The sequence below is a fragment of the Lacinutrix sp. MedPE-SW genome, assembly GCF_001874145.1.
Taxonomy (GTDB): Bacteria; Bacteroidota; Bacteroidia; order Flavobacteriales; family Flavobacteriaceae; genus Lacinutrix.
The window spans coordinates 13,058-25,697 of record NZ_MPCX01000010.1 but is presented as its reverse complement, the minus strand read 5'-3'; the positions used below and the strand labels follow the sequence as shown (position 1 = coordinate 25,697).

General features: G+C 30.2%; 15 protein-coding genes and 1 riboswitch. Of the genes, 5 read left to right on the top strand and 10 right to left on the bottom strand.

Annotated elements, in window-relative coordinates:
• Entirely contained in the window at positions 1 to 345 is a 345-nt protein-coding gene (locus BM549_RS10140) for a hypothetical protein (protein ID WP_290470158.1), read from the top strand.
• Here the strand turns inward: BM549_RS10140 and BM549_RS10135 are convergent.
• On the bottom strand, positions 335 to 724 hold the full coding sequence (locus tag BM549_RS10135; protein ID WP_290470157.1) for an HIT family protein: 390 nt from the start codon (positions 722 to 724) through the stop codon (positions 335 to 337). The genes BM549_RS10140 and BM549_RS10135 overlap by 11 nt on opposite strands.
• 128 nt (positions 725 to 852) lie before the next feature.
• Positions 853 to 1,326 carry a transcription elongation factor GreA gene (greA, locus tag BM549_RS10130; protein WP_290470156.1) on the bottom strand — a complete coding sequence of 158 codons (474 nt, stop codon included), beginning with the start codon at positions 1,324 to 1,326 and terminating at the stop codon, positions 853 to 855.
• A 175-nt stretch (positions 1,327 to 1,501) separates the two neighbouring features.
• Here greA and BM549_RS10125 point away from each other — a divergent pair, with 175 nt between their 5' ends.
• Positions 1,502 to 1,957 (top strand): hypothetical protein, encoded by a 456-nt coding sequence (locus BM549_RS10125; RefSeq protein ID WP_290470155.1) that lies wholly within the window; start codon positions 1,502 to 1,504, stop codon positions 1,955 to 1,957.
• Positions 1,958 to 2,107: 150 nt separating this feature from the next.
• Here the strand turns inward: BM549_RS10125 and BM549_RS10120 are convergent, their stop codons facing one another.
• From BM549_RS10120 to BM549_RS10085, 8 genes are all read right to left on the bottom strand, one after another.
• Complete coding sequence (locus tag BM549_RS10120; RefSeq protein ID WP_290470154.1) at positions 2,108 to 4,369, bottom strand: TonB-dependent receptor; 2,262 nt, start codon at positions 4,367 to 4,369, stop codon at positions 2,108 to 2,110.
• 90 nt (positions 4,370 to 4,459) lie between these two features.
• Positions 4,460 to 4,551, bottom strand: a riboswitch (TPP riboswitch).
• 119 nt (positions 4,552 to 4,670) lie between these two features.
• Complete coding sequence (gene arfB, locus BM549_RS10115; RefSeq protein ID WP_290470153.1) at positions 4,671 to 5,078, bottom strand: alternative ribosome rescue aminoacyl-tRNA hydrolase ArfB; 408 nt, start codon at positions 5,076 to 5,078, stop codon at positions 4,671 to 4,673.
• A complete protein-coding gene (locus BM549_RS10110) occupies positions 5,078 to 6,631 on the bottom strand; it encodes a DUF4301 family protein (protein ID WP_290470152.1) in 1,554 nt (517 codons plus the stop codon). Before BM549_RS10110 ends, arfB begins: the two co-directional genes overlap by 1 nt.
• Entirely contained in the window at positions 6,628 to 7,197 is a 570-nt protein-coding gene (locus BM549_RS10105) for an ATP-binding protein (protein WP_290470151.1), read from the bottom strand. Before BM549_RS10105 ends, BM549_RS10110 begins: the two co-directional genes overlap by 4 nt.
• A complete protein-coding gene (gene pnuC / locus BM549_RS10100) occupies positions 7,158 to 7,790 on the bottom strand; it encodes a nicotinamide riboside transporter PnuC (RefSeq protein WP_290470150.1) in 633 nt (210 codons plus the stop codon). The genes BM549_RS10105 and pnuC overlap by 40 nt, the downstream gene beginning before the upstream one ends.
• Positions 7,774 to 8,034: a thiamine-binding protein gene (locus BM549_RS10095; RefSeq protein ID WP_290470149.1), complete on the bottom strand. Its 261-nt coding sequence runs from the start codon at positions 8,032 to 8,034 to the stop codon at positions 7,774 to 7,776. The genes pnuC and BM549_RS10095 overlap by 17 nt, the downstream gene beginning before the upstream one ends.
• A 10-nt stretch (positions 8,035 to 8,044) precedes the next feature.
• The gene (locus tag BM549_RS10090; protein ID WP_290470148.1) at positions 8,045 to 8,773 is read right to left on the bottom strand and encodes a geranylgeranylglyceryl/heptaprenylglyceryl phosphate synthase; all 729 of its coding nucleotides are present in this window, start codon (positions 8,771 to 8,773) and stop codon (positions 8,045 to 8,047) included.
• The gene (locus BM549_RS10085) at positions 8,774 to 9,400 is read right to left on the bottom strand and encodes a 4'-phosphopantetheinyl transferase superfamily protein (protein ID WP_290470147.1); all 627 of its coding nucleotides are present in this window, start codon (positions 9,398 to 9,400) and stop codon (positions 8,774 to 8,776) included. It lies immediately after the preceding gene.
• 129 nt (positions 9,401 to 9,529) lie between these two features.
• Between BM549_RS10085 and ahcY the strand changes: the two genes are divergently transcribed.
• The 3 genes from ahcY (at position 9,530) to BM549_RS10070 (ending at position 12,623) form a co-directional block, all read left to right on the top strand.
• On the top strand, positions 9,530 to 10,846 hold the full coding sequence (gene ahcY, locus BM549_RS10080) for an adenosylhomocysteinase (RefSeq protein WP_290470146.1): 1,317 nt from the start codon (positions 9,530 to 9,532) through the stop codon (positions 10,844 to 10,846).
• Positions 10,847 to 10,968: 122 nt separating this feature from the next.
• The gene (locus BM549_RS10075) at positions 10,969 to 11,334 is read left to right on the top strand and encodes a S24 family peptidase (RefSeq protein ID WP_290470145.1); all 366 of its coding nucleotides are present in this window, start codon (positions 10,969 to 10,971) and stop codon (positions 11,332 to 11,334) included.
• Positions 11,334 to 12,623 (top strand): Y-family DNA polymerase, encoded by a 1,290-nt coding sequence (locus BM549_RS10070; protein WP_290470144.1) that lies wholly within the window; start codon positions 11,334 to 11,336, stop codon positions 12,621 to 12,623. The genes BM549_RS10075 and BM549_RS10070 overlap by 1 nt, the downstream gene beginning before the upstream one ends.
• Positions 12,624 to 12,640: the final 17 nt, after the last annotated feature.

Sequence of the window (12,640 nt, the reverse complement as noted above, 5' to 3'; positions counted from 1 at the left end):
ATGGCTCAACAATGGATTACTGTTAAAACAGTAGCGTTTAATAATAATTGCCCAGAGTGCTTTAGTAAAGAAGGTTTAGAGCTTACTTTTAAGCAAGAATATGTAGACACAAAGTTTGCTAAATCTATTACAGAAAATATTACTACAGAAATGGAGTGCAATGTATGTAATACACAAATATTTCCTGTACAATGGACAGAAGATATAGAGCGTGTATTTAATTACCAAATGAAAGCTTTTACTCCCAAAAAAGCATCTAAAAAATTAAAACCTTTATTTTGGATTATAGTAAGTGTAGTACTTGCAATAATAATTACTGCAACTGTTTTACTACTTATAAATTAGCTTGTATCGCTTTAGCCAAAGCTTCAAAAGCCTCTTTATCTAAACTCACTTTATTTATAAAACGAGCATCTTCCATAGAGTTTAAAGGTATTAAATGCACATGAACATGTGGCACCTCTAAACCAATTACAGACATACCAACACGTTTACAAGGTATTGTTTTTTCAATAGCCTTAGCTACCAACCTAGAAAACTCCATTAAACCAGCATATTCTACTCTATCTAAATCAAAAATTTTATCAGTCTCCTTTTTAGGTATGCACAATGTATGGCCTTTTGCATTTGGGTTTACGTCTAAAAAAGCTAAAAACTCATCGGTTTCTGCCACTTTATAACTAGGTATTTCTCCATTAACTATTTTTGTAAATATTGATGCCATAAAATATATTGGTATTATAAAATTAAAGATAAAAAAAGATTCCTGCTTTACTAAATGTTTCTTTAGTAAAAACAGGAATAATATTATATAAACACAAAAACTGTGTTTTTTTATTTTTTTTACAAATATTATCTAGAAATTTCGATAATATCAAATTTCATAATACCGCTAGGTACATTAATCTCTGCAACATCACCTACGCTTTTTCCTAATAAACCTTTTCCTATTGGAGAATTAACAGAAATTTTTCCAGAAGCTAAATCTGCTTCACCATCTGCCACCAAAGTATAGTTCATTTCCATACCGTTAGTTTGGTTTTTAATTTTCACTTTAGAAAGCACTAAAATTTTAGAGGTATCCATTTGGCTTTCATCAATAATTCTAGCACCAGCCAATTGGTCTTCTAATTTAGAAATACGCATTTCAAGCATACCTTGTGCCTCTTTAGCGGCATCGTACTCGGCATTTTCACTTAAATCTCCTTTATCGCGTGCCTCTGCAATGGCATTACTAGCCTTAACACGCTCTACATCTTTTAAATGCTTAAGCTCTTCCCTAAGTTTTTTTAAGCCTTCAGCTGTATAATATGATACTTTACTCATAATTTTTACGTTTAAAATCTAAACTCGTTAATTTCTATATTCAAAATGTCCCGAAACAAGTTCGGGACTTAACGAAAAAATCCCGCATACACGAGATTGTACAACAAATATACAAAATATTTAATTCGCAATTACGAAATATTGTAAATTGCATTGCTTGAAAAGAAAATTTGAAATGAAAAAAATAACTGTAATTTTATTATTAATTGTCACATTCACAAATTCTTGTAAAAAAGATGACGATATTAACAACCAAAACCGAAATCCCAACATTCCAAATGCTGTTTTCGATACTCAAAACCTTATAGACACAAACCTGCCACAGTATAATAATTTATTAATTCCGTCGCAACATGTTATTGTAACAGGAGGAAATATAGGAATAAATGGTATTGTTGTTTACTATACAGGTTCATCATACTTAGCCTGGGAATTAAGCGACCCAAACCACCAAATAAGCAACTGCTCTACATTAACAGTAAATGGCATAGTTGCTAGTTGTAGTTGCGACGATGACAACTCATATTTTATTGCTAATGGATTACCACAAAGCGGCACTACTGGGCAATATACACTAATACCCTATCAAGTAGAGATTAATGGTAGCGTAATTAGGGTTTATAATAATTAGAGCAAATTTTTAATGCAAAAAAAGCATTAAAAACCAGGCTATACGTTATATCTTTTTATTCCTAAAGTCATAAAAAGGATGTCACTACTATCCTTTTCGCAATAAAAAAAGCGGCATCGAGCCGCTTTTTTTATATAAGTAATTTTGTAATTAAAACTTTAAAGTCATCCCAAGTAAAAAGTTTCTCATAGCTTGCGGATAATAAAAATTCTCTGTCACAGCTGCATCATTAGAATTCTCTGGCCTATAAAAATAACTATAAGTATAACCATTAGAAACATACTCGCTATTAAACACGTTGTTTACTAATAAATTAAACGAAATTTCTTTAATCCATTTTGGTTGTAATTTAAACGAAGCATTAATATTATTAACAAAGTAAGCATCAATACTTTTAGAGTCGCTAGACGTATTATCTAAAAATTGTTTACCAACATATTTAGAAATAAAACCAAGATTTAAATTTTTAATTGGTGAATACGTTAAAGTTCCACCTGCAATAACATTGGGTGAAAACGAAATATCTGTATTAGTTAAATTGGTAACCACAGGCTCATAAGAAACAGTATCGAAAGTATTAGGGTCATATTGTGTATCAAATACAACATAATTAAACTCTTTAATCTCATTTTTACTAAAAGTAGCATTAGCATCAACTCTTAATTTATTAGAAAACTTATAACCTGCTTGTAACTCAATTCCTGCTCTAAAACTTTCTGCAACGTTTTGTCTAATTGGATCTCCAACATCGTCTAAATCCCCAGTTAATACTAACTGGTCTTTATAATCCATATAATATACATTAGCTGTAGCATAATAATTTGGCTTTTTAAGCCTGTAACCAAACTCAAAATCGTTTAAACGCTCTGCTTTTGGTGTTATAGGGTTTTTAGTTAAATCATCACGATTTGGCTCTCTATTTGCTACTGCAAAAGACCCATAAACACTATTAAAGTTATTAATCTTATAGGTTAAACCCAATTTAGGATTAAAAAAATCATAATTCTTATCAACATCAATATCTAATAAATCTGAACTTGTACCAAAAGACTTATAATTTACCTTTCTATACTGCACATCTACAAAAGCAAAAAGGTTACTATTAATATCATATTCGCCTTTTATGTAAGTACTAAAATCACGTTTTTCACCAATCGAAAAATAGTATTGACTTCTAATTGGCACCTCTGTAGCAAAAGAATCCCAGATTAACTCTCCAAAGTGATCTCCATTATAAGAGTTAAATCCTCCACCTAAATAAAGATTAAGGTTGTTTTTTTTATAATTTAAAGAATATACAATTGCAGTAAACTTATTATCTAACCAACGCCTTCTAACTACATCACCTTCTTCTGCCGCATTAGGATTTTCTGGAAAATAGTCACCTAACTCTTCATCATCTTTAAATTGCTCAAAAAAGCCTTTTCCTCTTGTAAAATTACCAGAAAGATTAGCTGAAAAGTTTTTATTAAAACGGTGAGAAACATGTAACTGGTAATGTGTTTGCTCATAATTATCTACTTGATTGTCGTAAGTATAAAAATTATAAGTTCTACCAGAGTTTAAAAGGTTTTCTGCTTCTGCATCAGACGAGAAATTTCTATCTATAAATGCTTGAATACCTTCTCTGTCGTTGTTTACTACAGCCTCAGGAGTTCCATACCAAGACTGGTAAGTAATTTCTTTTCCACCAAAAACAATGGCTTTAATAGAGGTGTTTTCATTTAAAAATCCAGCTTCGGTATAATAAGAAGATAAGTCTGATGATGCTCTATCTATATAACCATCACTTTTAATTTTAGACAATCGTCCTTCAGCATAAAAGTTGTTATTTAAACCAGACCCAAAGCTTATATTGTGTTTTCTTGTACCATAAGATCCTACAGCATTTGTTGTAGAAGCATATCCTGTTTGCGAAGGATTTAATGTTTTTAAATTTAAACTTGCTCCAAAAGCACCAGAACCATTTGCCGATGTTCCTACACCACGTTGTAATTGAATATCTTCTACAGACGATACAAAATCTGGCATATTTACCCAAAACGTTCCTTGACTTTCTGCATCGTTATACGGGATTCCATTAATAGTAACATTTACTCTTGTAGCATCACTACCACGAACTCTTATACCTGTGTAACCAACTCCTGCACCTGCATCACTTGTGGTAACAACAGATGGTAATTGATCTAAGAGTATAGGTAAATCTTGACCTAAATTTAAAGACTCTAACTCCTCTTTTTTAATATTAGAAAATGCTAATGGTGTTTTGTCTTTAGCTCGTGTAGCCGAAAGTAAAACTTCACTAAGTGCTTCTACTTTAGTTGTGTCTTGCTTAATCTCTTGTGCAAGTAAATGTGTTGTTGTTAGCAAGACTGCTAAACTTAAAATGGCGTTTTTTAATATCGATTTCATTCGAAATTCATTTAAATTACGAATAAAAAGAGGCAATTATCCAGTTAAATAATTAGTTGCATAACAAAAAAACACTTTGTATTTAATTACGTTTTTTTGTTTTCAATTTCCTAAACAGCATTACCTGTTCTAGGTTCAATGGGTATGATCTCAGCCGTTTTTAGGCACCCCTTTTTTGAGAACGCTGCAAAGGTACTTTAGAATTTTTTAATTAATATATATTATGCTTACTTTTTATTAGATATTAATTATAAAAAAAGCAAACAAATAACATTGGCATATTACAATAAAACCTTTAAATTTAATTTAAATTAGGCTTTTTTCTATTGGATTTTTTTTCAGAATTAAAACGTTTATTTTTTAATCTTTTTAGCTTCACTGCCTTTGGAACTTTTGTAGATATTCGTTTTTTATTGGTACGTAAAGCAGATTTTAGTAACTCAACTGTTTTAAAAATTGCAATGTTTTTATTACGATATTGGCTTCTACTTTCTCCACATTGTAAAACAAAAACACCATCTTTTGAAATTCGGTTTGCTAATTTTTTTAAAATTTTTTCTTTTTGTCCTGCTGTAAGTACTGCAGAATTTGAAACAGAAAACGATAATTCTACTTTTGTAGATACTTTATTTACATGTTGCCCACCAGCTCCAGAGCTTCTTATTGCCTTAAAATTAAATTCTTTTATAAGTAGCTCACTATTAAACATTACGATATTTGGTGCATAGGTTTTAGTAAATCGTTTACTGTTTTTACGGGATTAAAAGTAACTAAAGGAACTTCTACAAAAATAGTATTCCAGTTTGCCATACTACCGTTCCATAATCCTGGAAGCTCTAATGCTTTAATTTCTTTTCCTGTTTTTGTTTTCATGGTTATAAATGCTGTTTTTTCATCTACAAACTGAGACAAATCAAACGTTTCGCCTTTATAATCTCTAATGCCACATACTAAATCTACTGGATTAAAATGTGTTGCACGTTTTAATATACTTTTTTGGTGTTTATTTTTTTTATCGATTTGTGCAGATTCTACTATTTGTAAGGATATATTATTTGCTTGGTCTTTTACCCAAAATGGTCCTCCACCAGGTTCTCCTTCATTTTTTACCATACCACAAACACGAATAGGCCTATTTAACTTATCTATTAAATACTCCTTTTGGTATTTTGTAGAATACTTTTCGAATTCTAAAGATATTATTACATTCATCTTACTTCTTAAAAACCTTGCTATTTCTATAATTTTAGCTTCTGTAATATTATCTTCTTCTAACTCTTTTAAATATTGAAATGCCGTACTTTGTGTTTTAATTAAAATTCCTGCTAGTATTTTTTTATACTTAGCAACGTCTTTTTCATATTTATAAACCACAACATTATCTATGTTTTTTATAAATATTATATCTGCTTCAAAATCGTTTAAGTTAGACAGTAATGCACCATGACCAGATGGCCTGAAATATAAACTACCATCAGCTTCTACAAATGGCTCGTTTTTTAAATTTACAGCAATAGTATCTGTTGCACTTTTTTGATACGAGAATGAAATTTCGAATTTTGTGTCTGTCTTTCTTTCTACAATTTTTTGAATTCTTAAAAACTCTTCATCGAAAATATCTTTATAAATTTCAGATATTGTAAAATGAAGTTTAGCTACGCCTTTAGATTTTACGTACAGTGCTGCTTCAAATAAATGTTCTTCAAAAGCCGTTGCAATATGGTCTTTATATTTATGAAACGGTAATAATCCTTTAGGTGAAAAACCATAGTTTAACCTGTTTTCATCTAACATTGTTTTTATAAACTCTAAGCCTTTTTCGTCTGCAGATAACGATTTAAAATCTGTTACATATTTTTCTGCTTCACTTAAAACAATTTTATAAAATGGAAATTTTTCTAAACCTACTCCAAAAAGAGATAATTCTGTCGCTTTATTTTTATTTATAAAAGAATTTATTGTTTGCTTATCTTTTTTATACGTTGATAAAAATTCAAATAAAAACTTAAACATTCGTGTTGCTGCACCAGATGCTGGCACAAACTTTACAATATCTAAAGATTCTTTTTTCTCTTTATAAAAATTTAAATAGTAGTTTTCTTCTGCTTCGGTAAGTTTATTTATACCATGCTCTAAAGAAGCTGCAGACTCTAAATTAATATACGGTAAACCTGTTTTAAAAATTTCTATTTGCTTTAAAACCTTATCTACGGTTAAACCTTTATCTTCAATTTGTTTTATTTGTTGTATTGTGAAATTCACGTTCTGCTATCTATTAGTTTATCTATACACGTTATTGCTTTTGTTAATCGCTCTTCTTTAGTTCCTTTTAATAACACATAAGGTATATTATTACTAACTAAAGTGCTTTTAAAAGCATTAAACATAAGTAATCTATCGTCTGGTCTATCTCTCAAATCATCAGCTTCCCAAGGTGTATCAATATACGTTAAAAAGTATAAATCATATTTATTTTCTAATGCATATTTTGCAATTTCTGGCGGACATTTGCCAGAATAATAGGTTTCTGAATATACTTTTGTTTCTAATAAATTTGTATCGCAAATTAATAATTTATTAGCTTTTTTTGCTAGGGTATTTTCTAATTCCATTTGGCCAATACCAATTGGTAATATGTCTTTTAACTCACAAATTTTAGCTGTATCATCCCATTTTTTTTGCAAATACTCTCTAGCAAACTCTGGTACCCATTTAGTTTTATAATGTGTTGCTAATTGTATTGCTAAAGTTGTTTTTCCAGTAGATTCTGGACCAAAAAGAGCAATTTTTAAACAGTTACTGTCTGCTTGTTTAAGCTTTTTTTCCATGCTAAATATCCTTGTATTGCTAAAATGGTAAATATTAAATATTGTAAAGAAAACATTCCCCAACCTCTATAGGCATATAAGGGTACTGTAATTAAGTCTGCGAAAATCCAAAGTGTCCAGTTTTCTAATTTTTTATTTGCCATAAACCACATTGCTGTAAAAAACACTCCCGATGTAAAAATATCTATATAATTAGACGAGTCTATTGTTGTACCATAAGCTTTATAAACAAAATAAGTAACCACCATTGTAATTAAAAACATTAAAAAACCAATCGCTTTTTCCTTATTATTTGTTCTTGAAATTGGAACAACGTATTTATCTTCTTTTTTTCTGGACCAATTCCACCAACCATAAATACTCATTACAGAATAGTAAAAATTCAACATCATATCACCTAGTAATTCATCATGTAGAAATATGTAAACAGTAATAATTGTTGCTACCAAACCTGTTGGATAAACAAGAATATTCTCTTTTTTTGCAAAAACAACACTCGCAATACCAAAAACAAAAGCTATGGCTTCTAAAATTATTAAATAGGTTTCTCTATTTTGGTATGTTTCGAAAAAGAAGTTAGAAATTTGGTTCATAGTCCTGACGATCTGATTTTACAATTTTTATATAAATCAATCCATTTTCTATTAACTGAAACGATTCTTTTATTTCTGTTGTTAACAAGCTTATCACTTCATCATAATCACCATAAACCTGTGTACTTAAAGGATTTTCTAAAACTTTCAAGTTAGAAGCTCTTAGTTTTTTTATAAATTGAATTATTACTGGCTCAAAATCATCTTGTAATGGTGTTAAAGTTAACTCTACCGAAATTTTCATACTTATATTTTTAAACTAAATTTTTACTTAAATCATTAAAAAACGATTCGTCTTCTTCAAAAGCAGTACCAATTACCACAAGATCTGCTCCTGCATTATAAGCAGTTTCAAGTTGTTTTTTATTTCTTATTCCGCCACCAACTATTAATGGTAAGTTTACATCTTTTTTTACTGCTTTAATAATATTAGCTGAAACTTCTTGTTTTGCACCACTTCCTGCCTCTAAGTATATTAACTTATAACCTAAATACTCTGAAGCTTTTGCTGTATCTACAATTTCTGAAACACTATTTAAAGGTTTTGTATTTGTTACTTTTTGTGTTGCTGTATGCTTTTTTCCATCAATTAAAATATAACCGGTTGGAATAACTTCTAAAGCTGTGCTCCTTAAAAATGGAACAGATTTTATTTGTTGCTCTATTAAATATTCTGGGTTTCTGCCAGAAACTAAAACCAAATACAAAAGAGCATCAGCAGTTTTTGCAAGCTGGCTAACATCTCCTGGAAATAAAACTACTGGTAACTGTGTGTGTTTTTTTAAAACTAAAACTAACTCTTGAGTTTCATTTTTTTTTACTGTACTACCGCCTACAAATATATGTGTTGCCCTAGATTTATGAGCTTTATCTATAAATTGCGATGTGTTTTTTATATTAAATTTATCTGGATCTATTAAAATAGCCAACAATGGTTTCTTTAATTTAGATGACAGTATTATATTATTTAAAATCTCTTTCATTTAAAGTAAAGCATAAGCACATGTGAATCCCTCAAACTCTAAAAACTCAACATTATAACGCGTTTTTTTATTATTATAATCTATCCAAGATATTGTTTTTTTATCTTGTAACTCAAAAGGAATCACCAAAGTGTTTTGTAAAAAACTTAATCCTGGAGTTGCATACAATTTGTATAAAGATTCTTTTATACACCAAATTACAGTAAGCTTTTTAACGTATTCTGCACATTTTTTATCTAGATAATCAAACTCATAATCTACAAACTTACCTGCTATTTTTCCTATTTTCTCTCTTTGCTTTTCTATATCAATTCCTATTTTAGTATCACTAATTATAACACCCGAAAATGTAAACGAGTGCGTAATAGAAATTTCTTTACCATCTTTTAAGTGTGGCTTTCCATTATTATCATAATATAAATCGTGGTCTGTATAGCCAAATGCAGCAAGTAGATGCCTAACACTTAAAAAGCCACGCTGGTGTAGTTCGCTTTTCATCTTACTAACACGAGTAAGGCTGTCATCTTTTAAAGAAATTGGAGCCATTAATTCACTAAAAGACTCTTCTATCTTCCAGATTTTAACAGTAGTTTGTGAGTTTACACTAATGGTTTTATAAAGAGGCATTTAATATTCTAAATTCTATTGATTATCTTTGCAGCGTCTAAGGCTTTTTATCACTTTCTATGGCGAATTTAACCATTTTAAGTCCTAAATCCCAAAGGCTAATCATTTTATAAAAATTAAGAAAAAAATATGAGCACTAAAACAATTCCTTACGTACCTAATAAGGTAAAAGATATGTCTCTTGCCGCTTGGGGAAGAAAAGAAATAGAATTAGCCGAAGCAGAAATGCCTGGTTTAATGAGTTTACGCGAAGAGTATAAAAACGAGCAACCATTAAAAGGCGCTAGAATTGCAGGATGTTTACACATGACTATTCAAACTGCTGTTTTAATTGAAACTTTACAAGCTTTAGGCGCAGAAGTTACTTGGAGTTCTTGTAACATTTTCTCTACACAAGATCAAGCTGCTGCTGCAATTGCAGATGCAGGAACCGCTGTTTATGCATGGAAAGACATGACAGAAGAAGAGTTTGATTGGTGTATAGAACAAACTTTATTTTTTGGTGAAGACAGACAACCATTAAACATGATTCTTGATGATGGTGGAGATTTAACAAATATGGTATTAGATAAATACCCAGAATTAGCTGCAGGAATTAAAGGTTTAAGTGAAGAAACGACAACAGGTGTTCACAGACTTTACGAGCGTGTAAAAAATGGAACTTTACCAATGCCAGCAATTAACGTAAACGACTCTGTAACCAAGTCTAAATTCGATAATAAATATGGTTGTAAAGAAAGTGCTGTAGATGCTATACGTCGTGCAACAGATGTTATGCTTGCTGGTAAGCGTGTAACTGTATGTGGCTATGGTGATGTTGGTAAAGGTACTGCTGCGTCTTTTAAAGGAGCAGGAAGTATTGTTACCGTTACAGAAATTGATCCAATTTGTGCTTTACAAGCTGCAATGGATGGTTTTGAAGTTAAAAAATTAGAAACTGTCGTTGGAAATAGTGACATTGTAATTACTACAACTGGGAATAAAGACATTGTTCGTGCAGAGCACTTTAAAGCAATGAAAGACAAAACCATAGTATGTAACATTGGACATTTTGACAATGAAATACAAATGGCTTGGTTAAACGAAAACTACGGAAACACTAAAAATACTATCAAGCCTCAAGTAGATAAGTATACTATTGATGGTAAAGATATTATTATTTTAGCCGAAGGTCGTTTAGTAAACTTAGGTTGTGCAACTGGTCACCCTAGTTTTGTAATGAGTAACTCTTTTACAAACCAAACTTTAGCACAAATTGAGCTTTGGAAAAACAGTGATAATTATGAAAATGACGTTTATATGTTACCAAAACATTTAGATGAGAAAGTAGCAAAATTACACTTAGAAAAAATTGGTGTTGAGTTAACAGAACTTAAAGATTACCAAGCAGATTATATTGGTGTAACCGTAGAAGGACCATATAAGCCTGAGCACTACAGATATTAAGATTAAAAATCTCATTATAAAAAAAATCCTAAACCTTAAACGTTTAGGATTTTTTGTTTTTAAGCAAATTATTTTTTGCTTACAGACAAATTTAAAATTCATATTTTGTAATTTTACAAAATATGACAGAAAATAAAACATATTACATAAAAAGGTCGTCTAAAAACCATAGAGTAACAAGACCATCACAAACAGGATTTTCAAGTCCGGCGACACATTATACAGAGCCAAGAATAGATTTAAATGAAGCATTAGTAAGTAATCCTTCGGCAACTTTTTATGTTAGAGTTGCAGATAATTCATTTACAAACTATGGTATTAAAGAAAATGACGTACTCATTATAGATAAATCCTTAACACCTAATAAAAACCAACTTATATTAGCAATTAAAGAAGGTGCTTTTTCCATACTAAAAATAGAAAACAAGCAAAAAGAAACATTACAAGTTTGGGGTGTTATTACATATATTATAAAAGCTGTAAAATAATGATAGCATTGGTAGATTGTAATAGTTTTTATGCCTCTTGTGAGCAAGTATTTAGACCAGATTTACAAAATAAACCAGTAGTGGTTTTAAGTAATAATGATGGCTGTATAATAGCGGCCAACAAAGAAGCTAAAGCACTAGCGCATATACCTATGTTCCAACCTGTTTTTAAAATAAAAGATTTATTGTCTCGTAACAATGTTGTGTGCTTTTCTTCTAATTACACATTGTATAGTGATTTATCTAAACGAGTTATGGATACCTTAAGAGACTTCTCTCCTTTTGTTGAAGAATATAGCATTGATGAAAGTTTTGTAGACTTATCGCATTATAAAATTGAAGAACTAGAAAGCATAGCCCACAAAATAAAAGACACTGTTTACAAAAATACCGGTATTCCAGTTGGCGTAGGCATAGCTAAAACAAAATCACTATCTAAAATAGCAAATAAATACGCGAAAAAAATAGCTAAAAACAATAACGTATATGTTGTAGATACAGAAAGTAAAAGGCAATTTTTACTTAAAGAATGTAAAATAAAAGACATATGGGGCATCGGTAAAAAGCATGCCATTAGAATAGAAAATGCTGGTAAAAAAAATGCATTAGAGTTTGCTAATATGCCTGTAGATTGGGTTAGAAAAGAAATGACTGTTATAGGTGAACGCTTATGGAGAGAATTAAACAATATGCCATGCCTGCAAATTAACACCAATATTCAAGTAAAAAAAGGAATTGGTACAGCAAAATCTTTTGGGTTTAAACTATCTAATTATGGGCTTATTGAAGAAGCCTGTAGTTATTATGTATCTGAAGTAGCAGATTTACTAAGGCAACAACAATCTGCAGCAACACACATTGAAATTTTTTTACAAACCAATTACCACAGCAATACAGATAAACAATATTCTAATAAAATTGTTTTAACCTTAAACGAACCTACAAACAGTACTATAGCTTTAACACAAAAAGCATTAATAGGATTAAAAAAAATTTACAAAGAAGGCTATAGATATAAAAAAGTAGGCGTAAACTTATTAGGGCTTGTTCCTGAAAACGAAATACAAATGAGCCTATTTAATTCTTGCAAAAAAATTGAAAGTAAGAGTATAACTAATGTTATAGATCTTTTAAATAGCAAGTACGGAAAAAACAAAGTAAAATTAGCCACCGTAGGCAATAGAGAAAAAGAATGGGCATTAATAAAAGAACATCGCAGCCCAAGATACACAACGCAATGGAACGAGTTAATGACCATTAGTAATAAAAAAACGCCTAATCTTAAATAAAAAGAAAAGGCGTTTAT

Bases quoted from the DNA above. Each gene is read 5' to 3' on its own strand.
- BM549_RS10095 (WP_290470149.1), bottom strand. From the start codon at position 8,034: ATGAAAATTTCGGTAGAGTTAACTTTAACACCATTACAAGATGATTTT.
- greA (WP_290470156.1), bottom strand. From the start codon at position 1,326: ATGAGTAAAGTATCATATTATACAGCTGAAGGCTTAAAAAAACTTAGG.
- pnuC (WP_290470150.1), bottom strand. From the start codon at position 7,790: ATGAACCAAATTTCTAACTTCTTTTTCGAAACATACCAAAATAGAGAA.
- BM549_RS10125 (WP_290470155.1), top strand. From the start codon at position 1,502: ATGAAAAAAATAACTGTAATTTTATTATTAATTGTCACATTCACAAAT.
- ahcY (WP_290470146.1), top strand. From the start codon at position 9,530: ATGAGCACTAAAACAATTCCTTACGTACCTAATAAGGTAAAAGATATG.
- BM549_RS10140 (WP_290470158.1), top strand. From the start codon at position 1: ATGGCTCAACAATGGATTACTGTTAAAACAGTAGCGTTTAATAATAAT.
- BM549_RS10085 (WP_290470147.1), bottom strand. From the start codon at position 9,400: ATGCCTCTTTATAAAACCATTAGTGTAAACTCACAAACTACTGTTAAA.
- BM549_RS10120 (WP_290470154.1), bottom strand. From the start codon at position 4,369: ATGAAATCGATATTAAAAAACGCCATTTTAAGTTTAGCAGTCTTGCTA.
- arfB (WP_290470153.1), bottom strand. From the start codon at position 5,078: ATGTTTAATAGTGAGCTACTTATAAAAGAATTTAATTTTAAGGCAATA.
- BM549_RS10135 (WP_290470157.1), bottom strand. From the start codon at position 724: ATGGCATCAATATTTACAAAAATAGTTAATGGAGAAATACCTAGTTAT.
- BM549_RS10090 (WP_290470148.1), bottom strand. From the start codon at position 8,773: ATGAAAGAGATTTTAAATAATATAATACTGTCATCTAAATTAAAGAAA.
- BM549_RS10075 (WP_290470145.1), top strand. From the start codon at position 10,969: ATGACAGAAAATAAAACATATTACATAAAAAGGTCGTCTAAAAACCAT.
- BM549_RS10105 (WP_290470151.1), bottom strand. From the start codon at position 7,197: ATGGAAAAAAAGCTTAAACAAGCAGACAGTAACTGTTTAAAAATTGCT.
- BM549_RS10070 (WP_290470144.1), top strand. From the start codon at position 11,334: ATGATAGCATTGGTAGATTGTAATAGTTTTTATGCCTCTTGTGAGCAA.